Below are 20,774 nucleotides of genomic sequence, written 5' to 3' on the forward strand. Positions count from 1 at the left end.
GGGCCAATACACGCTTATATAGAGTAGCGACAAGTTCCGACTGTCCCCCCAGGCAAGCGCCACGGCGCGCTGCCACCCCGGCAAGCTCGCTTATAATTGACCGGCATAATTAACCGAAAGACATACGACGCATGACATCTTCAAAATCCGCTGGCACCGCTGGCTCGAAGCCGCCCACCAAGGGCAGCAAACCCAAACGCTTTCTGCTGATGGCCCTGGTATCGTTGCTGGGCCTGGGCATCGTCGGCGTGCTGCTGGTGGTCTTCGGCCTGGCCATGGCGTATCCCAACCTGCCGGCGCTCGATACCTTGACCGATTACAAGCCCAAGATGCCGCTGCGCGTGTTCACGTCCGACAGTGTGCTGATCGGCGAATTCGGCGAAGAGCGGCGCAACATGGTGCACATCAAGGATATTCCCGATGTCATGAAGAAAGCCGTGCTGGCCATCGAGGATGACCGCTTCTATGAGCATGGCGGCGTCGACTACCTGGGCATCACCCGCGCGGCCCTGCACAACCTGACGGGCGGCGCCAAGCAAGGCGCGTCGACCATCACGCAGCAGGTGGCGCGCAACTTCTTCCTGTCCAGCGAACAGACGCTGAAACGCAAGGCGTATGAAGTCTTGCTGGCCTGGAAGATCGAGAAAAACCTCAGCAAGGACCAGATCCTCGAAGTGTATATGAACCAGATTTATCTGGGACAGCGCGCCTACGGTTTCGCCTCGGCCGCGCAAATCTATTTCGGCAAGAATATCCAGGACCTGACCGTGGCCGAAGCGGCCATGCTGGCCGGCTTGCCGAAGGCGCCGTCGGCCTACAACCCCGTCGTCAATCCGAAGCGCGCGCGCATGCGCCAGCAATACATCCTGCAGCGCATGGCGCAGCTGGGCTACATCACGCCGGCGCAGTACGAAGAAGCGAAAAATGAAGAGCTGAAAGTAAAGACCGACAGCAGCGCCTTCGGCGTGCATGCGGAATACGTGTCGGAAATGGCGCGCCAGCTGGTCTACGAGCAATTCAAGGAAGACACCTATACGCGCGGCCTGAACGTCTACACCACCATCACCAAGGCCGACCAGGATGCCGCCTACATCGCCTTGCGCAAGGGCGTGATGGATTACGAGAAGCGCCACGGCTACCGCGGCCCGGAAGCCTACATCGAGATCCCGAAAACCAAGGCCGAAGCCGATGACGCGATCGAGACGGAACTGGCCGACCACCCGGACAGCGACGACATCATCGCCGCCATGGTGCTGCAGGCGTCGCCCAAATCGTTGCAGGCCGTCACATCGGCTGGCGAGGAAATCACCATCACCGGTCCCGGCCTGACCTTCGGCGCGGCCTGGCTGTCGGAAAAGGCGGCGCCAAACCGCCGCATCAAGCGCGGCGCCGTGATCCGCGTCATGCAGGAAGGCAATACCTGGGTCTTGACGCAGATGCCGGAAGTGCAATCGGCGTTCGTCTCGGCCAGCACCACCGACGGCGCCATCCGCGCCATGGTGGGCGGCTTCGATTACAACCGCAACAAGTTCAACCACGTCACGCAGGCGTGGCGCCAGCCAGGTTCGGCCTTCAAGCCCTTCATCTATTCCGCCTCGCTGGAACGGGGCCTGTCGCCGGCCACCATCATCAATGACGCGCCGATCTCGTTCGACGCGGGCCAGACGGGCGGCCAGGCGTGGGAACCGAAGAACTACGACAGCAAATACGATGGTCCGATGACCATGCGCAAGGGCCTGATGAAATCGAAAAACATGATTTCCATCCGCATCCTGCACAAGATCGGCGCCAAGTATGGCCAGGAATACGCGACGCGCTTCGGCTTTGACGCCGACAAGAACCCGCCGTACCTGACCCTGGCCCTGGGCGCCGGCAACGTGACGCCGCTGCAGATGGCGGGCGCGTATGCCGTCTTCGCCAATGGCGGCTACAAGATCAACCCTTACCTGATCGCCAAGGTGACCGACAGCGACGGCAATGTGCTGTCGCAAGCCAAGCCGGACCTGGCGGGCGAGGAAGCCAACCGCGTCATCGACGAGCGCAATGCCTTCATGATGAACAGCATGCTCAACGACGTCGTGCGCTTCGGCACGGCCAACAAGGCCATGGCCTTGAAGCGTCCCGACCTGGCAGGCAAGACGGGCACCACCAACGATTCCATCGACGCCTGGTTCGCCGGCTACCAGGCCAAGCTGGTGGGCATCGCCTGGATCGGCTACGACCAGCCGCGCAACCTGGGCAACCGGGAAACGGGCGGCGGCCTGGCCTTGCCGATCTGGATCAGCTACATGGCGAAAGCCCTGAAAAGCATTCCCGTCGAGGAGCGCGCCGTGCCGGAAGGCCTGATCCACGTGGGCGACGAGTATTACTATGCGGAAAATCCACCGGGCACGGGCGTAGGCAGCCTGGAAGGCGCGGCACGCGGCACGCCGGAGGAAGAAAAGGCGAAAGAGGCTGTGAAGAACGAGCTATTTTAAACACGTAGGCCGGGTAGGTCGGATTAGCGCGCAAGCGCGTAATCCGACAACATCGTTGGCGCCGGTGGCGCTGTCGGGTTACGGCCTGCGGCCTAACCCGACCTACCCGACATTGGACCACAAAAAATGGGCAGCCCGCAAAGGCTGCCCATTTTTCATGCATCACTTCAAATACTTACTTCAATACAACTGCCGCGCCCGCCTGCTCGCTGGCCATGGCGGACAGGGCCGCAAACAGTTCCGAGCCATCGCGCGTGTTAATCCATGCGTCGCCCACGCGCTTGTAATGGAAACCGCCGGAACGGGCCGCCACCCACATCTCGCGCATGGGGGCCTGGCTGTTGACGATGATTTTCGTGCCGTTGTCGATAAACTCGATCTCCAGCACATTGCCGCTGCGGCTGCATTCGACGTCGAGCACGTCCGCATCGTTCAGCCGGTCCAGCGCCGCCTCGATGTCCGTCAGGGTGGCTTCGGCCAGGGCCAGGAATTCCGATTCGCTCATGCTACACTCCAAAGATCTTAATCAAACCGTGATTCTAATCGTGAAGTCATCCTCAGCGTTTTATATCGGCATTGCCATTGTGGTTTCTAGCATCCTGGCCGGCTGCGGCCAGCCCGGTCCCCTGTACCTGCCCAAGCCGCCAGCGGCCAAGCCGGCGCCGGCCAAGGGCCCGATCGAACCGGCTCCCGTGCCGCCGCCACCGGTGATCGTGCCGGTGACCTAAACGGAACGTGCCGGGGTGGCCGCAGCGGCCGCCCTGGCGCTCTTCACGCGCTTATTCCAGGCGAAATACACACGGATTAACAGCAGTAGCGCGACGATGGCGCCGAACAGGATAGGTTGCGCGAAGTTGTGCTTGCCCGCCTTCATCCACCAGAAGTGCAAGATGCCGAGCGGCGCGATCACATAGATCAGCCGGTGCAACCACTGCCAGCGCTTGCCGCCCAGGCGTTTCACCATCGCATTCGTGCTCGTCGCGGCCAGCGGGATCAACAGCACGAAAGCGATGAAGCCCACCGTGATGAACGGGCGCTTGAGCACATCCTTCCACATTTCCTGCACGTCGAAGAAGTGATCGAACCACAAAAAAGTGGTGAAATGCAGTGCCGCGTAGAAAAAAGCGAACAGGCCCAGCATGCGCCGCAACTTGATCAGCCAATTCCATTGCGTGAAGCGCCGCAAGGGCGTGACGGCCAGGCTGATGCACAGGAAATACAGGGTCCAGTCGCCCGTGCCGCGCGTGATGAATTCCAGCGGCTCCACCAGTTGCCCCGTATACGTCAGCCAGACCATGCGCGCGAACGGCAGCAGCGCCAGCAGGAAAATCAGGCTTTTCAGCAGCGACAGCTGTTTGCCCGTAGGGTTGATGGCCATGCTCATTCCTTAAAAGAATTTCTTCAGATCCATGCCCGCATACAGCGAGGCGACATCGTTATAGCCGTTGAACATCAGGGTCTTGCGCTTGCGCGACAGAAAACCATCTTCGCCGATGCGCCGCTCCGTGGCCTGCGACCAGCGCGGATGGTCGACATTCGGATTCACGTTCGAATAAAAACCGTATTCGGATGGCGCCGCCAGGTTCCAGGCCGTGCGCGGCTGTTCCTTGACGAAACGGATCTTGACGATGGATTTGGCGGATTTAAAACCATACTTCCACGGCAACACCATGCGCACGGGCGCGCCATTCTGGTTCGGCAGGGTTTCCCCATACATGCCCAGGGTCAGCAGCGCCAGCGGATGATTTGCCTCGTCGAGACGCAAACCTTCCACATACGGCCACTGCAGCACGCGGCTGCCCACGCCCGGCATCTGCTTCTTGTCGGCCAGGGTGATGAATTCCACGTACTTGGCATTGCCCGTCGGCTCGATTTTCTTGATAATTTCCGAGAAGGAATAACCGACCCACGGGATGACCATCGACCAGCCTTCCACGCAGCGCAACCGGTACACGCGCTCCTCCAGCGGCGCCAGTTTCAGCAGCGCATCGAGGTCGAGCGTCATCGGCTTCTTGACTTCGCCTTCGATGCTGACCGTCCACGGACGCGTGCGCAGGGTGCCCGCGTTTTGCGCGGGATCGCTCTTGTCCGTGCCGAACTCGTAGAAATTGTTGTAGGTGGTGGCGTCCTTGTACGCCGTCTGCTTTTCCAGCGCCGAATAGGCGGGATTGAGCTTGGCGGCCAGCTTGGGATTGTTGCCTTGCGCGAACGCTTCGCGGCTGGCCATTTCCAGCAAGGCCGCGCTGGAAAGCGAACCCAGCGCCACCTGCTTGATGAAACTGCGGCGCGATTCAAACACGGCGCGTGGCGTGATTTCGGAAGGATACGGCAATTCGATGCCGTTGGGACTGCGCTTGATCAACATGGCGGCTCCGGGAAAAGGTGATGGAATGTACCTTACACCAGTTTTCCCAAGCCGTTCATGACGCTTCTGTCATGCAGAAAAGTGTCCAAAAAAAGTTCAGGGCAAGACGCCTTGCCGCAGGCAGTACGCAAAGTACGGCTGGACAAGGCAAGGCCGCCACGGGCTTTTTCTCGGGAACTTCTTAAAGTTTGCCGTAAGAATGGAGGCCGGAGAGGAACATGTTGACACCCAAAAACGCGAATGTCGTCACCAGCAAGCCCACCAGCGCCCACCACGAGGCGACGCGGCCGCGCAAGCCCGTCATCAGGCGCATGTGCAGCCAGGCCGCATAGTTGAGCCAGACGATCAGCGCCCACGTTTCCTTCGGATCCCACGACCAGTAGCCGCCCCATGCCTCGGCTGCCCACAGGGCGCCCAGGATGGTCGCTACCGTAAAGAAAGCGAAGCCGACGGAAATGGCCTTGTACATGACGTCGTCGAGCACTTCCAGCGACGGCAGGCGGTCGACCAGGTAGCCGCTCGATTTCAGCAGGTAGGCCGAAGCGACCATGGCCGACAGCGCGAACGTGCCGTAGCCGATGAAGTTGGCCGGCACGTGGATCTTCATCCACCAGCTTTGCAGGGCCGGCACCAGCGGCTGGATCTCGGCCGCGTCGCGCGTGACCGTGTACCACATGAGGAACACGACGGCCGCCGAGATGACCAGCATGACGAAGGCGCCCAGCTGGCGCGTCGCGTAATGCTGCTCGTAATACAGGTAGAACATGGCCGTGATCAGGGAAAACAGGATGAACACTTCATACAGGTTCGACACGGGAATGTGGCCCACATCGGCGCCGATCAGGTAAGACTCGTACCAGCGCACCAGCATGCCCGTCAGGCCCAGCACCACGCCCGCCCAGCATAGCAGGGAGCCGACGGACGAGCCGAATTCCGAGCGGGCCACGAGGCCGATCCAGTAGAACAAGGTCGACAGCACGAACAAGGTGCCCATCCACAGGATGGCGGATTGGCTCGACAATATGTATTTCAGGAAGAATTTCTGGTTGGCCATGTCCAGGTGGCCGCCGTACAGCTCGATGGCGAACAGCGACAGCACGGCCGCCACGGGGATCAGCCAGCGCACGGGCTTCCAGTACCAGCCCAGCCACGCAAACGTGGGTGCCGAGGCCAGCAGGATGGCTTTTTCATAGATATCCATGTAGGCGCCAAAGTGCACCAGACCGAACAGGGCTGCCGCCAGCAAGCCGGCGCCGTACACCCAGTCGATCAGGCTCAGGCGTTTAAAGAATCCCGGTTCCTGCGTATATATTTGCTTGTTTGCCATTTCCATCATTTTTCTCCATTCCCGGCGACGCGCAAGCGTCCCAGACACAGCGCAGCTTACGCCGATTGCGGCAGCTTTGCCTTCAAAGTCTCAAATTCTTTTTCAAAATCCAGCGTCTTGCGTTGCGTGCTCATGGCCATCAGGGCGTCGCTGCCGCCCTCGCCATCCTTGATCCACACCCACAGGCGGCGCTCGCGGATATAGAACATGGAAAACACGCCGATCACGAGGAACAGACAGCCGAGGTACACGACGCTCTTGCCCGGCGAACGCGTCACTTGCAGCACGGAGGCCTTGATTTCCGTAAAGTCGTCGAGTTGCAGATACACGGGCGCGCCATAGAAGAAGCTGTCGGACAGTGCATTCGTGGCCAGTTGCAGGAAGCGGCCATGCTTGTCATCGGCCTCGATGGCTTTCAAGCCATCCTTGGCGCGCGCCGCCTGCCACAGGTCCCACAGGCTGCCATTGAGGATTTTCATGAAGATATCGGCCGCTTTTTCTTGCTCAGCGGCAGGAATTTTCTCCAGGAAGCGCGAAATGGCGAGGAAACCACCCTCTTGTCCATTGCCGGCAAAGATGCCGAGGCTCTTTGCGGCCGATTCCTGCAGCTGGCTGCGCAAGGCTTCCGCGCCCGCCTGCGGCATGGCGCGCGCCGCATAGCGCGCGGCCGCCTGCTGGCGCAATTCCGGATCTTGCAACGCGGCACGCAAGCGCATCCATTCCGTCACGCTGTAATTGTCATCGGCGGGAATGCGCAGGTAGCTGAACGGGTCGCTGGGATTGATGCGCATGCCGGCCAGGAACACCGTCGTACCATCGACCGTGACGGGCTGCATGTAATTCTGGTATTCGCGCGCCTGGCCCGTCTTGTCGCGCAATTTGTATTGCACCGAAGGCCCCACGTTCTTGAGATCCTTGTTGTTCGCGTTCTTTGCGGCCGAGCCCAGACGCTTGTCCAGCCCCACGGAGAATTTCTCGTTGAAACTTTCCGCCTTGCTCACGGCGCGCACATCCTGGCCTGCGCTGAGGTTTTCCACGTTGAATGGACGGAAACCCGACCATTCCACCGTATAGGAATTGCCGTCGCTGCGCTCGAGCGGCGTGCTGCCGCCCACTTCGCCGCCGATATCGAAGCGCTTGGTGGTCTTGCCCACCATGGGGAAACCAGTCAGCTTGAGCTTGCTGCCGCCATCTTCAAAGCTGGACTGGTACAGGGCCAGGCCCTTGTACAGCAGCGGCTCGTTGACTTTAATGGTGGCAGGGAAAGTCTCGCCCGTTGCATGGTCGGTGACGACCACGTCGCTGGCGAACAGCTTGGGCATGCCCGTGCTGTAGAAATCGATGTGGAATTTCTTCAGCAGGATGGTAATCGGCAGATCCTGGATCAGCACGCCATCGGCCTGGGGGATGATGGCCGTGTTGCTCGACGAGCCTTCCGGGATCATGGTATTGCCGCGGAAAGTAGGGTTAGCCAGGCTCAAACGATGCTGGGCGGGAATATCGGCAATCACGCCGCTGCCGGCGAACGGTGTCTTGCCGAAGAACCATTGCTGTACGCGGATCGGCATTTCCGAATCGAGCAAGCCGCCCACGCAGATGATGACGATGGCGCCGTGGGCAAAGATATAGCCCCATTTGTTCGCTGCGCCCCGCTTGGCGGCCACCAGGGTGGCATTGTCCTTTTCCACCACCTTGGCGCCGTAGCCGGCATCCTTCAGGCGCATCACCATCTGCTGCGCCAGCACGGCGCGCGGCAGCGGCGCCTGCCATTCCGCCTTGTGGTGGAAGTTGCGCAGCGACTGTTCGCGCACATTGTCGCGCCAGCTGCGCATGTCCTTCAGCATCTTCGGCGCATTGCGCACGATGCACAGCGACGTCGAGGCGACCAGGAAACCCATGATGACGAGGAACCACCAGGCCGAATACACGGAATACAGGCTCAGCTTGTCGAAGACGGAGAACCAGAACGGACCGAACTGGTTCACATAATTGGGCATGGGCTCGTTCTGCTTGAGCACGGTGCCGATGATGGAGGCCACGGCGATCAGGGTCAGCAAGCTGATGGCAAAGCGCATCGACGAGACCAGCTCGACGAATTCTGCCAGGCTGCGGCGTTGGGTCTTTAGCTCGATTCCGGTCGTGCCTGTGCTCATACGTTGATACTCATACGGGATATGCAATCTTCAAGAAAATGGGGCATGGAGCAGATAGTTTCTCCGCGCAAGGCGGCAGCATACTCCTGTTTCGCGCATGCCATAAAAAAGGGCAGCCCGTCGAAACGGCCGCCCTTGTTCATGTGCGTAGGAACGCGTGGCAATCTCTTGCCACTATGAAAACTTACTTCAGGCCGGCGATGTAATCGGCAACGGCGGCGATCTCGTCGTCCGACATGCGGGCGGCGATAGTGTGCATTTCGGCGCTGTTTTTGCGGGCATCGGCCTTGGTGCTGCGGAACATGGTCAGCTGGGCCACCGTGTAATCCTGGTGTTGGCCGGCGATGCGCGGATACTGGACGGGAATGCCATTGCCCGTCGCGCCATGACAGCTGGCACAGGCGGCAACGTGCTTGGCAGCAATACCGCCGCGGTAGATTTTCTTGCCCAGGTCAATCGTATCCTTGTTCTTCGCGGCGCCCGGCTTGGAGACCTGCGCGCCCAGGTAGGCGGCGATATTCTTCTTGTCGGCGTCGCTGAGCATCTTCGCGTAGGTCGTCATCACGGGCTGGTTGCGCTGCGGCGTGGTGAAATCGACCAATTGCTTGTAAATGTAGTTTTCGTGCTGGCCGGCCAGCTTCGGATTGACGGCGATGGTCGAATTGCCGGCGGCGCCATGGCAGGAGACGCAGGCGGGCAAGCCGCGCGCCGCATCGCCATCGGCATACAGGGTGGCGCCCTTGGCGGGGTCTGCCTTGACGGCGACCGCTGGCGCGTGGGCCGGTTTCGGTTCTTCGACCGCGGAAGCAGTTGCCGATACAGCCAGCAAAGCGAGCAGCATGGATTGGACAAACGGTGAAAACGCACGATTCATTCAGGCACCCTGAGACAGTGAGAAATTAGTGGTGGACATTGCCGCGCCCTGGGGATTTTTGCTTTATTTTCAGGGCCGCAAGCCGCATCGCTGCTACGCCGGCAACAATAAACAACCCCTTATTGTACAATAGCTTCTTGGCGTTATCGCTCCCTTATCGCTCCCTTTTGTTGCTTTACTACTCCCATGTCAAAACTCTGGCAAGCCCGCTTCTTTACGACCGTCAACCAATTGCGTGACCTGCCCGATACCACGGTGCCGGAAATCGCTTTTGCCGGCCGCTCCAATGCCGGTAAATCGACCGCCATCAACATCTTGTGTAATCAGAAAGGCTTGGCGTTCGCCTCCAAGACACCTGGCCGTACCCAGCACATCAACTACTTCTCCATCGGCGGCGCCCACGTGGCGCAGCACCGCAAGGATGCCACCATCGTCGAAGAGATCGAATGCCTGCTGGTCGACTTGCCGGGCTACGGCTACGCGGAAGTATCGGGTTCGGCCAAGCTGCACTGGCAGCGTCTGCTGGGCGACTACGTGCAGCGCCGCGAACAATTGGCCGGCTTGATCCTGATCATGGATTCGCGCCGTCCGTTCACCGACCTGGACATCCAGATGCTGGAATGGTTCGCCCCGACGGGCAAGCCCATCCACTGCATCCTGACGAAAGTCGATAAGCTCAACCGCAATGAATCGGTCAACGCGCTGCGCCAGGCAAAAGCCAAGCTCGACAGCTATGTGGACGAAGACGGCATCGGCTTCCCGTTCACCGTGCAACTGTTCTCGGCCCTGAAGCGCGTCGGCATCGAAGAGGCCAACGACAAGATCATGGAACTGGCCGGCATCAGCGAAGACGGCGCGGCCCAGATGGTCGAGCTGATCGAGATGGAAGACGACGTGGAACCGGAAGCAGGCACAGACAAGCCCGCCTGATTTTCTTCAGCGGCAAACAAAAAGGCTGCCCGTTCGCACGGTGCAGCCTTTTTTATTGCGGCGGCCCCTGGCGCCGCAGCAGGTCGCAATACAGGATCATGATTCCTGACTTCCATGACCGGCGCTCTGCGGCGTTACCCGCTGCTGGCAGTGCCCGCACTGCGTCGCAACGGGCGCCTTGCAGCGCATCCGGCTCTGCCATTAATAACTTCACAACAATTTCCCGCGACCTACTTAGCGGCGTCCCGGCCCTGGCCGCTTCTCGGAAAAGAACTCCTGGCGCAGGAACGCCATCAGCTCGGCCGTGTCTTCGACGCGGGCGCTGAGGTTGACGTTGCGTCCCAGGCGCCGCGATTCCCAGACGAAATCGCCCGGTTTTTCGGCACGGATCAGCTGGATCATCTTCTTGATGATGGCCGTTTCGATATCGGGCTCATTGCCCAGCTCGACTTTTTCCTGCTTCAGCCAATTGCGCTTGAAGTTGCCATTCCAGCCCTTGAACTTGACTTCGGCACTGAACGAGGTCTGGTTGACGATGGAAAACACACCGCCCGAATCCTCGCGGTCGCTGCCGGAATTGCGCCCTTGCGCGCCGGCGATATTCGCCTTGGCCACGCGCATGGCGCGGTCGTTTTCGCTTTCCTCGGCCGGCGGCGTGGGATTCTGCGCTTCGCGCTGCTTGCGGCGCTGCTCGATCATCGAACTCATGTCTTCAGCCGGCGGTGGCGGCAACGGCACTTTCGACACCAGTGGCGGCGTATACGTTTCCAGCTTCGGCTTGTCGCGCGGCACGTCCTTCGTCACCACGCGCTTGCTCGGCGCCGGCGGTGGTTTCACCTTGGCAACCTTCGTATCCTTTGGCTTCGGCGTGGGTTTCGGCTGCGGCTTCGGTTGCGGCTTGTCCTTCAGCGGCGCGATGTAGACCATCGAGCTTTCCTTCTTCGGCGGCGGAATCTTCTCGATCTTGTCGCTATGAAACAAAACATAGGCGGCCAGCAGCACGTGCAGCAAGACGGACACACCCAGCGCAACCTTGCGCGTGGTGCTGGTCTTGGACCCGTAGGCCGGTGGTGGCTGGATCAATTGCCCGCAGGTGGGGCAATAATCGGAATCGGCAGCCATCAGATGGGTCGTGTCATGCAAAATGAATCGTGCTTTCTGTGTAGCGAAGAAATAACATTACAGGGCAGCCATAGTGCCAGAGTCCCTTGCTTTTGGGAACACTTCCTCGGCCTTTCCAACCCGAAGCGTACAGGATAGCGACATTCCTTGCAGCGATGTCAGAGTACCCGAGCCTTCCCTTGACGGTTGTTACCGTATGTATCACCCCCCATACAAAACCGGCGCCGCATTCACGCAGGAACGGGGCGCCGGTCGTCCACCATGCAGACGGTCAGACCTTGTTGTCGAGCGCAACCAGTTGTTCGTCCGTCAATGGTCCCGTGCCGCTGAACTTGTCCAGGAACAGATAGATGACGGGCGTGATGAACAGGGTAATGACTTGCGAGAAGATCAAGCCGCCCACCACGGCCAAGCCCAGGGGCTGGCGCAGTTCGGCGCCCGCGCCCAGGCCCAGGGCGATCGGCAAGGCGCCCATCAGGGCCGCCGCCGTGGTCATCATGATGGGACGGAAACGCAGGATGCACGCCTGGCGGATGGCTTCGGGCGGGCTCATGCCTTCATTGCGCTGCGCGTGCAGGGCAAAGTCGATCATCATGATGGCGTTTTTCTTGACGATACCGATCAGCATCAAAATGCCGATGATGGCGATCATGGTCAGGTCCATGCCGAACAGGCGCAGGGTCAGCAATGCCCCCACGGCGGCCGACGGCAGGCCGGCCAGGATGGTCAGCGGGTGGATATAGCTTTCGTACAAGACGCCGAGCAGCACATAGATCACGGCCAGCGCAGCGATGATGAGGATGATCTGGCTCGATTGCGAACTCTGGAAGACGGCCGCGTCGCCGCCGTAGCGCGTGATGATGGAGGCCGGCAAGTTCATGTCCTTGGCCATCGCGTCGATCTTGCCCGTGGCGACGCCCAGCGGCACGTCCGGCGCCAGGTTGAAGGCCAGCGTGACGGCCTGCAGCTGCCCCTGGTGATTCACGGAAGTGGGGCCGATCGTGCGTTCCACACGAGCAATACTGGACAATTTGATCAGTTCGCCCGACTTGCTGCGCACGGATACGCGCGTCAGCGCATCGTCATACTGGCGGTCCGGCGTGGCCGCTTCCAGGATCACGTAATAGCTGGCCGCCGACGAATAGATGGTCGATACTTGCCGCTCGCCAAACGCGCTGTACAGGGCCGTGCGGATGTCGGACATCTGCACACCGAGCAGATTGGCCTTGTCGCGGTCGATTTTCAGCGACGCCTGCAAGCCCTTGATCTGCGAGTCGCTGGTGACGTCGCGGAAGGCCGGATCGGTACGCATGCCAGCAATAAACTTTTCCGCCCAGTCATTCAAGGCGTCGGGACTAACGCTTTGCAAGGTGTACTGGTAGCGGCTCTTGCTCTGGCGCCCGCCCAGCTGCAAGTTCTGCACGGGACGGAAATACACGGCCATGCCGGGCACGGCGCTCGTCGCGCGACGCAGGTTTTCCAGCACCACCGGCATTTTCGGCCGCTCGCTGCGCGGTTTCAAGACCATGAACATGCGGCCCGTATTGCCGCCGCCGACGAACGAGGTCACGTCCTGCACGCTGGGATCGGCGCGGATCACGTCGGCGATGCGGTTCTGCAAGGTCTGCAAGGCTTCCGAGGAAATATCTTCCGACGCTTCCGTGTTGACCTGGATCTGGCCCAGGTCTTCCTCGGGGAAGAAGCCTTTCGGGATGGTGCTGTAGAGGATTACCGTCAGCGCGAACGTGACCACGGCAATGCCCAACACCACATTGCGGTGCGCCAAAGCCTTGTCGAGCATAAACACGTAGCCATTGCGCAGGCGCGTAAAACCCGCCTCGAAATGGCGGCCGATGAAGCTTTTTTCACCGTGGCTCGGGTCGCTGTCATTGTGCTCGCGCGAATCGGCGGGCAAGAAGCGGCTGGCCAGCATCGGTACCAGGGTCAGCGAAACGATGGCCGAGACCAGCACGGCCAGCGAGACGACGACGGCGAATTCATGGAACAGCAAGCCGATCACGCCCGGCATGAAGAAGATGGGGATGAACACGGCCACCAGCGAGACGGAGATCGAGATGATGGTAAAGCCCATCTCTTTCGCCCCTTCCAGGGCCGCGCGAATCGGTTTCTTGCCCATTTCAATATGGCGCACGATGTTTTCCAGCACCACGATGGCATCGTCGACCACCAGGCCGACGGCCAGGGTGATGCCCAGCAGCGAAACGTTGTCGAGGCTATAGCCGAGCCAGTACAGCAGGGCCAGCGCGCCGAGCAGGGAAATCGGCATGGTGACGGCGGGAATGAAGGTGGCCGCCGCGCGGTGCAGGAACAGGAAGATCACCAGCACCACCAGCACCACCGTCAGGGCCAGGGTCAGGTTGACGTCGTGGATGGCTTCGCGGATCGACAGCGAACGGTCGTTGACCAGGCTGATCTGTATCGACTGCGGCAATTGCTCCCGGAAACCCGGCAGCAGGCGGCGCACGCCATCGACCACTTGCACGGTGTTGGCGTCCGGTTGGCGCTGCACCATCAGGCTGATCGAGCGCTCGCCATTGAAACTGCCGGCCGCCTTAATCGATTGGAAACTGTCCTCCACCTCGGCCACGTCCTTCAGGCGCACGGGCTGGCCGTTGCGGCTGGCGACGATCAGTTCGGCAAAGTCGGCCGCCTTCATCATTTGCGGATTGCCCTGGATGGTCAGGGTCTGGCTCGGACCGTCGAGGATGCCCAGCGGCGAATTCGTGTTCGACGTGCGCAGCGCCGTGGCCAGCTCGTCCATCGTCAGATTGCGCGCATTCATCAGATCGGCACGGGCGCGCACGCGCACGGCAAAGCGTTTCTGCCCATTCACGATGACCTGGGCCACGCCGGGCAGTGTCGACAGGCTAGGCGCGATCAGGTTTTCCGCGTAATCATTGAGATCCGACAAGTTCAGCGATGGCGACGTCAGCTGGATGAACAGCACGGGCGCGTCGGCCGGGTTGACCTTGCGGTAGGACGGCAAGTCCGTCATTTCCGTCGGCAACTGGCGCTGCGCGCGCAGCAGGGCCGCCTGCACGTCGACGGCCGCCTCGTTGACATTGATGCTGGCGTCAAACTCCAGGGTCAGCGAGGTATTGCCCAGCGTACTCGTGGACGTGATCAGGCTCAGGCCGGAAATCGTGGAAAACTGCTTTTCCAGCGGCAAGGCCACCGAGGACGCCATGGTTTCCGGGCTGGCGCCGGCCAGGTCGGCGCTGACGTTGATGACCGGCGTGTTGTAGCTTGGCAAGGCCGCCACGGGAATTTGCAGATAGGCCAGCACGCCGGCCAGGATGATGCTCAGGGACAGCAGCACCACCATGACGGGGCGCCGGATGCTCAGTTCGGACAGGTTCATGCTGGCTTGCCCTGCGGTGCGGCGGCGCCATCGGCAGCCTTGTGTTTTTCCGCCAGGCGCACCTTGCTGCCCGGACGCAGATTCTGCTTGCCATCGACGATGACGTGTTCATCGCCTTGCAAGCCCGTGACGACGGCATTCGGCCCAAACGCATACACGCGGGCAATCTTGCGCATCCTGGCCGTGTTATCCGCTTCCATCGAGTACACGAAGATGCCCGTGGTATTGGTGATGATGGCGTTTTGCGGAATCACCAGCGCATCCTTGAGCGTGCGCACGGTCAGCTGCGTATTCACGTACTGGCCCGGCCACAGGTCGGTGCCGCCATTGTTGAAGCGGGCCTTGACCTTGATCACCCCCGTCGAGGCATCGACGGCATTGTCGATGAAGCTCAGCTTGCCTTCGAGCTGCTTGCCGCCCGCATCCGACAGCAGCGCCGTGACGGGCACCTCGCCCGCCTTTTGCGCCGCCAGCAAGCCTGACAGGCTGCTTTCAGGCAAGGTGAACGCCACATCGATGGGATCGAGCTGGGTAATGCTGGTCAGGGACGTGGTCGGCTGCACGAGGCTGCCGGCGTAGACATTGATGGCGCCCACGCGGCCACCCTGCGGCGCGCGCAGGACCGTGTAGCTGGAATCGACCTGGGCCGCGCGCAGGGCGGCCTGGTCGGCGGCCAGCAAGGCGCGTGCAGCGTCGAGCTGGCTTTGCAGGGTGTCGACGGCGCCCTGGGCGATGAAATTCTTGCTCAGCAAATCCTGGTTGCGCTTGAGCTGGCGTTCAAGATCGGCCACCGAGGCGCGGTCGCGCAACACTTGCGCCTGCGCCTTGTCGACATTCGCGTGTTCGCTGCGCGCATCCAGCGTAAACATCAGCTCGCCCTGCTTGACGAACTGGCCTTCGCGGATATGTACCTTGGTGATCGTGCTGGTCGTCTGCGGATGCAGGTCGACGCTGCTGATCGGCATCACGCTGCCATTCGCCTGCAACAGCATCGGCACGTCCTGGCGCACGGGCAACACCACGCTGACCGTGGTCGGCGCCTGCGCCCCGCCCTTGCCTGCCTTGCCCTCCTGGCCGCCGGCCGTACCAGCGGACTGATGATTGAAATACCAGATGCCGCCACCGATACACAGGGCCGCACCCACGAGGATTGCCAGGCTAGTCTTTTTCATTGTTCTGTCACGCTGTCGCAGCGCAGGGCTGCAGGTTGAATGTAGTTACCAAGGAGGCATAACGCGCAATATTGTCGCATGGAAACGCTCACTTTCCTGCGTAATACTCTGGCACGATGAGGGTGACTTCCAGTCCACCGTCGACGTGATTGGCCAGCAAGACCGTGGCGCCATGCTGCTCGGCGATATTGCGGGCGATGGTCAGGCCGAGGCCCGTGCCGCCCGATTCGCGCGAGCGCGACGTCTCGATGCGGTAGAACGGCTCGAACACCTTCGCCAGTTGATCTGGCGCAATACCGGGTCCGCCATCGCGGATGCGGATGCGCGCCGCGCCCGCGATGCGCTCGACCGTCACCTGCGCATGCTGGCCATATTTGACGGCATTGTCGATCAGGTTGACCAGGCAGCGCCGCATGGCGATCGGGCGCGCCATCAGGGCCATGCCCGCATGGCCGCCGAGCGTCACTTTCTGGCCCGCATCGGCAGCGTCGGAACACACGCTGTCGAGCAGGGAATCGAGATCGAGCGCCTGCATGGCTTCCGTGCTATCCATCGAGCGGGCCAGGTCCAGCCCCTCCTTGACCATGCTCTGCATGGCGGACAGGTCGCCCACGAGGCGGTCATACAATTCCGTATCGGCCACTTTTTCCAACCGCAAGCGCAAGCGCGTCAGCGGCGTCTGCAAATCGTGGGTGATGGCGGCCAGCATTTGTGTACGCTGGGAAATATGCTGGCGGATGCGCGCCTGCATGGCATTGAAGGCGGCGCTGGCCTGGCGGATCTCGCTGGCGCCCGACAGGGTCAGCGGCGGATGGTTGATGTCGTTGCCCAGGTCTTTCGCCGCCTGCGCCAGCTGTTTCAGCGGACGCATGGTCATGCGCGTGACCAGGTAGGCGAGGATGGCAATGCTGATCAGGAAAGGCAGCAAGGTGACCCAGTCGCTATGCTCGCCAAACGGCGGTTGCTGGCGCGGCGGCAAGACCATCAGGCGCAGCACATGGCCATCCTGCATGCGCACATCGAGGTTTTCGCACGTGCCGCCCCACGGCTTGGGACCAAACAGGCCCGGCGACTGGCGCGGCTGGATGCAGGCGGCCGGGCGCTCGGCCACCGCCGTGACCCTGAAGCCTTCGCCCAGCTTCGCTTGCAGGGCGGTGGAAAACTCCGTCGGCTTGCCTGGCGCATGCTCGACATCGGGACGCAGCTCTAGGCGCACGCTGCCCTTGTTGGCCACTTTCAGGTACGCGGCGCGCGACGCCAGCGGCACCACGTCGGCCGCCATCACCAGTTGCTCGGCCCGTTCGACGGCATGGTAATCGCGGTATTGCTCGAGAGCTCGCTGGCGTTCGCCCACGGCCAGCCATTGCGTCAGGGCAGCCGAAGCCACCACGCCAAACAGCAACACCATGAAGACGCGGCCCGTCATCGAACCAAGGAAGGCCCTCACGCGTGCGGCTCCACATTGACCTGGCCGGCCAGCACATAGCCGCCGTTGCGCACGGTCTTGATGATCTGCGGCAAGCGGGCGTCTTCGCCAAGCTTTTGCCGCAAGCGGCTGATCTGGATATCGATCGAGCGGTCGAACGGGTCGGCGTCGCGGCCCTGGGTCAGGTTCAGCAGCTGGTCGCGGTTCAGCACGCGGTTCGGATGCTCGAGGAACACGCGCAGCAAGCGGAATTCCGCGCCCGACAGCATGATCACCAGGCCGCTGGGATTGAGCAGGTGGCGCGCCGTCAAGTCCAGGGTCCAGCCCGAGAAACGGATTTGCTGCGCCTTGTCCGACGGCACGTTCGATGGCATCGCATGGCTACGGCGCAGCACGCTGCGTATGCGCGCCAGCAATTCGCGCGGCTCGAACGGCTTTGGCAGGTAATCATCGGCGCCCATCTCCAGGCCCAGGATGCGGTCCAGCGGTTCGTTGCGCGCCGTCAACATGATCACCGGCACCGTCGATTGCGCGCGCAATTTGCGGCACAGGGTCAGGCCGTCGTCGCCGGGCAGGTTCAAGTCGAGCACGATCAAATCGGGCCGTGTTTCATCGAGGATCTTCCACATGGCCGTGCCATCGGCCGCGCCCAGGGTGCGGTAGGCGTTCGTTTCCAGGTAATCCGCCAGCAAGCTGCGGATATCGCGGTCATCGTCGACGATGAGAATTGTAGAAGTGGGTTCCATGGTACGAATTATCCCCACTTCGCCCTGGCTTGCACAGCGCATTTGTATCGTCTTGTATATAGCAGACCCGAAGAAACATATAGATACAAACTGTCTGACAGCGGACACTTCGGCGAAACATGGCGCATCCAACATAGATCCCATGTGCAGCAACATGCGCATCTCTCATCACTTATAAAGGAATCAAGATGAACGCCTCAATGAAAACCTTACGCAAGAATATGATCATCGCCATGAGCGTGCTCAGCATGGGTGCGGCATCGCTGACCGTCCACGCCCAGGAAGCGGCCGCCAGCGCGCCCGCCGCCGGCACCAAGATGCAGCACGATGGCCAGCGCGGCCAGCACCGCGGCGGCAATCCCGGTGAACGCATGGCCAAGTATCAAGCCCGCTTGCACGATCAATTGAAGCTGACGGCCGCGCAGGAACCGGCCTGGGCCACCTTCACGGCCGCGAACGCGCCGAAAAAACCGGCCGGCGACTGGAAAGCCAAGCGCGAAGCGTTCGCCAAGCTGTCGGCGCCGGAACGCATGGAACAATGGATCGCCATGTCGAAGGAACGCATCGCCAGCCAGGAAAGCCGTCTGGCATCGCTGAAAACCTTCTATGCCGTGCTGACGCCGGAACAGAAGAAAGTATTTGACGACAGCGTGCCTGGCGGCAAGCATGGCGGCCATGGTGGCGGCCATCGTGGCCACCATGGCATGCAGCAGCCGAAAGCCGGTTAAGTTCGCTTAACGGGCAGCAATAAAGAAAAAGGCCTGCAGTGCAGGCCTTTTCTTGTTTACAACGCGAGTGGACGCTTACTGCCCATCGAGCTTGCGCAGCGAGGTCAGGAACGTGGCGGCATTCTGGAAACCGATCACGCGCGACTGGGCAATCTCCTGTCCTTGCGGATTGAACATGATGATGCCGGGCGGACCAAACAACTGGAAACGTTTCAGCATGGCCTTGTCATCGACGTCATTGGCCGTCACGTCCACCTGCAGCAGGACGGACTGCCCCATCTTCTCGCGCACGGCGGGGTCGACGAAGGTCAGCTTTTCCATCTCGATGCAGGACACGCACCAGTCCGCGTAAAAGTCCAGCAAGGCCGTCTTGCCGCCGAGCTGGGCCAGCGCAGCATCGAGCTGCGCCACGGTTTTCACGCGCGTAAACGGTTGCGCATGCACTTGTCCGCCGCCGAGGTGCGCCAGCGGCGCCAGCGGGTCGCGGCCACCGCTGGCCACGCCGACGAGCTGCATCGCGCCCAGCACGGCAAACACGAGGCCGAAGGCCTTGGCCACCCAGGCGTTTTTCGCGCCGCTGTTGCCGACCAGCAGATACATGCCGTAGCCGACAAACAGCACCGTCCAGCCCAGCATCTGCACGGCACCCGGCAGCACGGGCGAGACCAGCCACCAGGCCACGCCCAGCAGCAGCACGCCAAAGAAGCGCTTGACGGCATCCATCCAGGCACCGGCGCGCGGCAGCAAGGTGCCGGCCGAGACGCCGACCAGAATCAGGGGCACGCTCATGCCCACGGCCATGGCGAACAGGGCACCGCCGCCGATGACGACGTCGCGCGTCTGGCTGATGTACAGCAAGGCACCGGCCAGCGGCGCGGCCACGCACGGACCCACGATCAGGGCGGAAATGGCGCCCATCACGAACACGCCCGCCAGGCGGCCCGACGATTGCTGGTTCGACACGGACGTCAGCTTGCCTTGCAGGAAGGCCGGCACTTGCAGTTCATAAAAACCGAACATCGACAGCGAGAGCGTCGCCATCAGCAGGGCAAAGAAGCCCAGCACCCACGGATTTTGCAGCTTGGCCGCCAGGCCTTCGCCGGCCAGGCCGGCCGCCACGCCCAGCGCCGTGTAGACGATGGCCATGCCCAGCGCATATGTCAGCGACAGCAGCAAGCCGCGCGAACGGCTGACCTTGGCGCCATCGCCGACGATGATCGACGACAGGATAGGCACCATCGGCAGCACGCACGGCGTAAAGGCCAGGCCCAGGCCCAGCAGCATGAACAGGGGCACGATGACCAGCAGCTTGCCGCCCTTCAGTGCCGATTCGATCTTGCCCATCTCGTTTTGCTGCGGCGCCGATGCGGCTGCCGCGGGCGCCACCGCCACGGGATCGGGCGTGCTGGTGATGTCCGCCTGGGGAATGCTCAGCACGGACACGCCAGGCGACGCTTGCGCCTGCGGGCCGTTGACGGCCGCCGTATCGACTGCCGGCGCTGCCGGCAAGGCGAATTTTGATGGCAGGCCGGCGCCGGGCGCCTTGCTCTGGCCGCCGCCACCGCCTACCAGCTGGGCCGTGGCATCCTGCGGCGCATAGCACAGGCCCTTGTCGGAACAGCCCTGGCCCGTCGCCTTCAGCGTGAAGGCGCCAGCCGCTTCCACGGGGATGGTGATGGTCAGGGTCTTGCGGAAGGTTTCCACGTTCTTCTGGAAGGTGTCGTCAAACTTGACCTTGCCGGCTGGATACACAGGTACACCGAGCCTGGCGCCCACCGCCTCGAACTTGAAACGCTCGTGGTACATATAGTAACCATCGGCGATCACGTAAGTGACGGCGATGGTGGATGGATCCTGCATGCGCGCGGAAAACTTAAAAGCCAGCTCGGGATCGAGGAATTCATCGTCGGCGCGGGCATGGCTCGCGCCAAACACGGCCATGGCCAGCAGCAGACAGGTGGCAAACCAGGCCAGCAATTGATGTAAAGGGGCGGCGCGCGCAGTGGCGCTGGAGGGGAAACGGGACATGAACGACCTTTTTCTGCGGCATCAGCTGTGCCATTCAACAAGAG

General features: G+C 61.6%; 16 protein-coding genes. 4 read left to right on the forward strand and 12 right to left on the reverse strand.

Annotation, left to right across the window (positions count from 1 at the left end; translation table 11 throughout):
- Window positions 1-131: 131 nt before the first annotated feature.
- Window positions 132-2,477: a penicillin-binding protein 1A gene (locus tag YQ44_RS24735; protein WP_071325646.1), complete on the forward strand. Its 2,346-nt coding sequence runs from the start codon at window positions 132-134 to the stop codon at window positions 2,475-2,477.
- Window positions 2,478-2,652: 175 nt separating this feature from the next.
- Here the strand turns inward: YQ44_RS24735 and cyaY are convergent, their stop codons facing one another.
- Window positions 2,653-2,982 carry an iron donor protein CyaY gene (gene cyaY, locus YQ44_RS24740; RefSeq protein ID WP_071325647.1) on the reverse strand — a complete coding sequence of 110 codons (330 nt, stop codon included), beginning with the start codon at window positions 2,980-2,982 and terminating at the stop codon, window positions 2,653-2,655.
- A gap of 79 nt (window positions 2,983-3,061) precedes the next feature.
- Between cyaY and lptM the strand changes: the two genes are divergently transcribed.
- Entirely contained in the window at window positions 3,062-3,205 is a 144-nt protein-coding gene (gene lptM, locus YQ44_RS29405; RefSeq protein WP_232250989.1) for an LPS translocon maturation chaperone LptM, read from the forward strand.
- On the opposite strand, the gene YQ44_RS24750 is transcribed toward lptM, so the two are convergent.
- The 5 genes from YQ44_RS24750 to YQ44_RS24770 all read right to left on the reverse strand — a co-directional run bounded on the left by YQ44_RS24750 (window position 3,202) and on the right by YQ44_RS24770 (window position 9,196).
- The gene (locus tag YQ44_RS24750; protein ID WP_071325649.1) at window positions 3,202-3,855 is read right to left on the reverse strand and encodes a sulfite oxidase heme-binding subunit YedZ; all 654 of its coding nucleotides are present in this window, start codon (window positions 3,853-3,855) and stop codon (window positions 3,202-3,204) included. The two genes, lptM and YQ44_RS24750, sit on opposite strands and share 4 nt — an antisense overlap.
- Before the next feature lie 9 nt (window positions 3,856-3,864).
- Window positions 3,865-4,842 carry a protein-methionine-sulfoxide reductase catalytic subunit MsrP gene (gene msrP / locus YQ44_RS24755; RefSeq protein WP_071325650.1) on the reverse strand — a complete coding sequence of 326 codons (978 nt, stop codon included), beginning with the start codon at window positions 4,840-4,842 and terminating at the stop codon, window positions 3,865-3,867.
- 181 nt (window positions 4,843-5,023) lie between these two features.
- On the reverse strand, window positions 5,024-6,175 hold the full coding sequence (gene ccsB / locus YQ44_RS24760; protein ID WP_071326745.1) for a c-type cytochrome biogenesis protein CcsB: 1,152 nt from the start codon (window positions 6,173-6,175) through the stop codon (window positions 5,024-5,026).
- Between the two features lie 50 nt (window positions 6,176-6,225).
- Window positions 6,226-8,322: a cytochrome c biogenesis protein ResB gene (locus YQ44_RS24765; protein ID WP_071325651.1), complete on the reverse strand. Its 2,097-nt coding sequence runs from the start codon at window positions 8,320-8,322 to the stop codon at window positions 6,226-6,228.
- Window positions 8,323-8,506: 184 nt separating this feature from the next.
- Window positions 8,507-9,196, reverse strand: coding sequence for a c-type cytochrome (locus tag YQ44_RS24770; RefSeq protein ID WP_071325652.1), 690 nt, complete (start codon window positions 9,194-9,196; stop codon window positions 8,507-8,509).
- A 186-nt stretch (window positions 9,197-9,382) separates the two neighbouring features.
- On the opposite strand from YQ44_RS24770, the gene yihA reads away from it, so the two are divergent.
- Complete coding sequence (gene yihA, locus YQ44_RS24775) at window positions 9,383-10,126, forward strand: ribosome biogenesis GTP-binding protein YihA/YsxC (protein ID WP_071325653.1); 744 nt, start codon at window positions 9,383-9,385, stop codon at window positions 10,124-10,126.
- Between the two features lie 234 nt (window positions 10,127-10,360).
- Here yihA and YQ44_RS24780 read toward each other — a convergent pair whose 3' ends face one another.
- The 5 genes from YQ44_RS24780 to YQ44_RS24800 form a co-directional block, all read right to left on the reverse strand.
- Window positions 10,361-11,248, reverse strand: coding sequence for a hypothetical protein (locus YQ44_RS24780; RefSeq protein WP_232250990.1), 888 nt, complete (start codon window positions 11,246-11,248; stop codon window positions 10,361-10,363).
- 271 nt (window positions 11,249-11,519) lie between these two features.
- Complete coding sequence (locus YQ44_RS24785) at window positions 11,520-14,630, reverse strand: efflux RND transporter permease subunit (protein WP_071325655.1); 3,111 nt, start codon at window positions 14,628-14,630, stop codon at window positions 11,520-11,522.
- The gene (locus YQ44_RS24790) at window positions 14,627-15,802 is read right to left on the reverse strand and encodes an efflux RND transporter periplasmic adaptor subunit (protein WP_071325656.1); all 1,176 of its coding nucleotides are present in this window, start codon (window positions 15,800-15,802) and stop codon (window positions 14,627-14,629) included. Before YQ44_RS24790 ends, YQ44_RS24785 begins: the two co-directional genes overlap by 4 nt.
- A gap of 88 nt (window positions 15,803-15,890) precedes the next feature.
- Complete coding sequence (locus tag YQ44_RS24795) at window positions 15,891-17,249, reverse strand: ATP-binding protein (protein WP_071325657.1); 1,359 nt, start codon at window positions 17,247-17,249, stop codon at window positions 15,891-15,893.
- On the reverse strand, window positions 17,246-17,974 hold the full coding sequence (locus tag YQ44_RS24800) for a response regulator (RefSeq protein ID WP_034753223.1): 729 nt from the start codon (window positions 17,972-17,974) through the stop codon (window positions 17,246-17,248). The genes YQ44_RS24795 and YQ44_RS24800 overlap by 4 nt, the downstream gene beginning before the upstream one ends.
- A gap of 188 nt (window positions 17,975-18,162) precedes the next feature.
- On the opposite strand from YQ44_RS24800, the gene YQ44_RS24805 reads away from it, so the two are divergent.
- Window positions 18,163-18,702, forward strand: coding sequence for a Spy/CpxP family protein refolding chaperone (locus YQ44_RS24805; protein ID WP_083412036.1), 540 nt, complete (start codon window positions 18,163-18,165; stop codon window positions 18,700-18,702).
- A gap of 75 nt (window positions 18,703-18,777) precedes the next feature.
- On the opposite strand, the gene dsbD is transcribed toward YQ44_RS24805, so the two are convergent.
- Window positions 18,778-20,730: a protein-disulfide reductase DsbD gene (dsbD, locus tag YQ44_RS24810; RefSeq protein ID WP_083412037.1), complete on the reverse strand. Its 1,953-nt coding sequence runs from the start codon at window positions 20,728-20,730 to the stop codon at window positions 18,778-18,780.
- Window positions 20,731-20,774 lie beyond the last annotated feature (44 nt).

Source organism: Janthinobacterium sp. 1_2014MBL_MicDiv (genome assembly GCF_001865675.1).
Classification (GTDB): Bacteria; Pseudomonadota; Gammaproteobacteria; order Burkholderiales; family Burkholderiaceae_D; genus Janthinobacterium.

What these genes read in the sequence shown, in the direction of transcription:
- YQ44_RS24750 (WP_071325649.1), bottom strand. Translation starts at nt 3,855, where the DNA reads ATGGCCATCAACCCTACGGGCAAACAGCTGTCGCTGCTGAAAAGCCTG.
- YQ44_RS24780 (WP_232250990.1), bottom strand. Translation starts at nt 11,248, where the DNA reads ATGGCTGCCGATTCCGATTATTGCCCCACCTGCGGGCAATTGATCCAG.
- yihA (WP_071325653.1), top strand. Translation starts at nt 9,383, where the DNA reads ATGTCAAAACTCTGGCAAGCCCGCTTCTTTACGACCGTCAACCAATTG.
- YQ44_RS24770 (WP_071325652.1), bottom strand. Translation starts at nt 9,196, where the DNA reads ATGAATCGTGCGTTTTCACCGTTTGTCCAATCCATGCTGCTCGCTTTG.
- YQ44_RS24790 (WP_071325656.1), bottom strand. Translation starts at nt 15,802, where the DNA reads ATGAAAAAGACTAGCCTGGCAATCCTCGTGGGTGCGGCCCTGTGTATC.
- ccsB (WP_071326745.1), bottom strand. Translation starts at nt 6,175, where the DNA reads ATGGAAATGGCAAACAAGCAAATATATACGCAGGAACCGGGATTCTTT.
- YQ44_RS24765 (WP_071325651.1), bottom strand. Translation starts at nt 8,322, where the DNA reads ATGAGCACAGGCACGACCGGAATCGAGCTAAAGACCCAACGCCGCAGC.
- dsbD (WP_083412037.1), bottom strand. Translation starts at nt 20,730, where the DNA reads ATGTCCCGTTTCCCCTCCAGCGCCACTGCGCGCGCCGCCCCTTTACAT.
- YQ44_RS24785 (WP_071325655.1), bottom strand. Translation starts at nt 14,630, where the DNA reads ATGAACCTGTCCGAACTGAGCATCCGGCGCCCCGTCATGGTGGTGCTG.
- YQ44_RS24805 (WP_083412036.1), top strand. Translation starts at nt 18,163, where the DNA reads ATGAACGCCTCAATGAAAACCTTACGCAAGAATATGATCATCGCCATG.
- cyaY (WP_071325647.1), bottom strand. Translation starts at nt 2,982, where the DNA reads ATGAGCGAATCGGAATTCCTGGCCCTGGCCGAAGCCACCCTGACGGAC.
- YQ44_RS24735 (WP_071325646.1), top strand. Translation starts at nt 132, where the DNA reads ATGACATCTTCAAAATCCGCTGGCACCGCTGGCTCGAAGCCGCCCACC.
- YQ44_RS24800 (WP_034753223.1), bottom strand. Translation starts at nt 17,974, where the DNA reads ATGGAACCCACTTCTACAATTCTCATCGTCGACGATGACCGCGATATC.
- msrP (WP_071325650.1), bottom strand. Translation starts at nt 4,842, where the DNA reads ATGTTGATCAAGCGCAGTCCCAACGGCATCGAATTGCCGTATCCTTCC.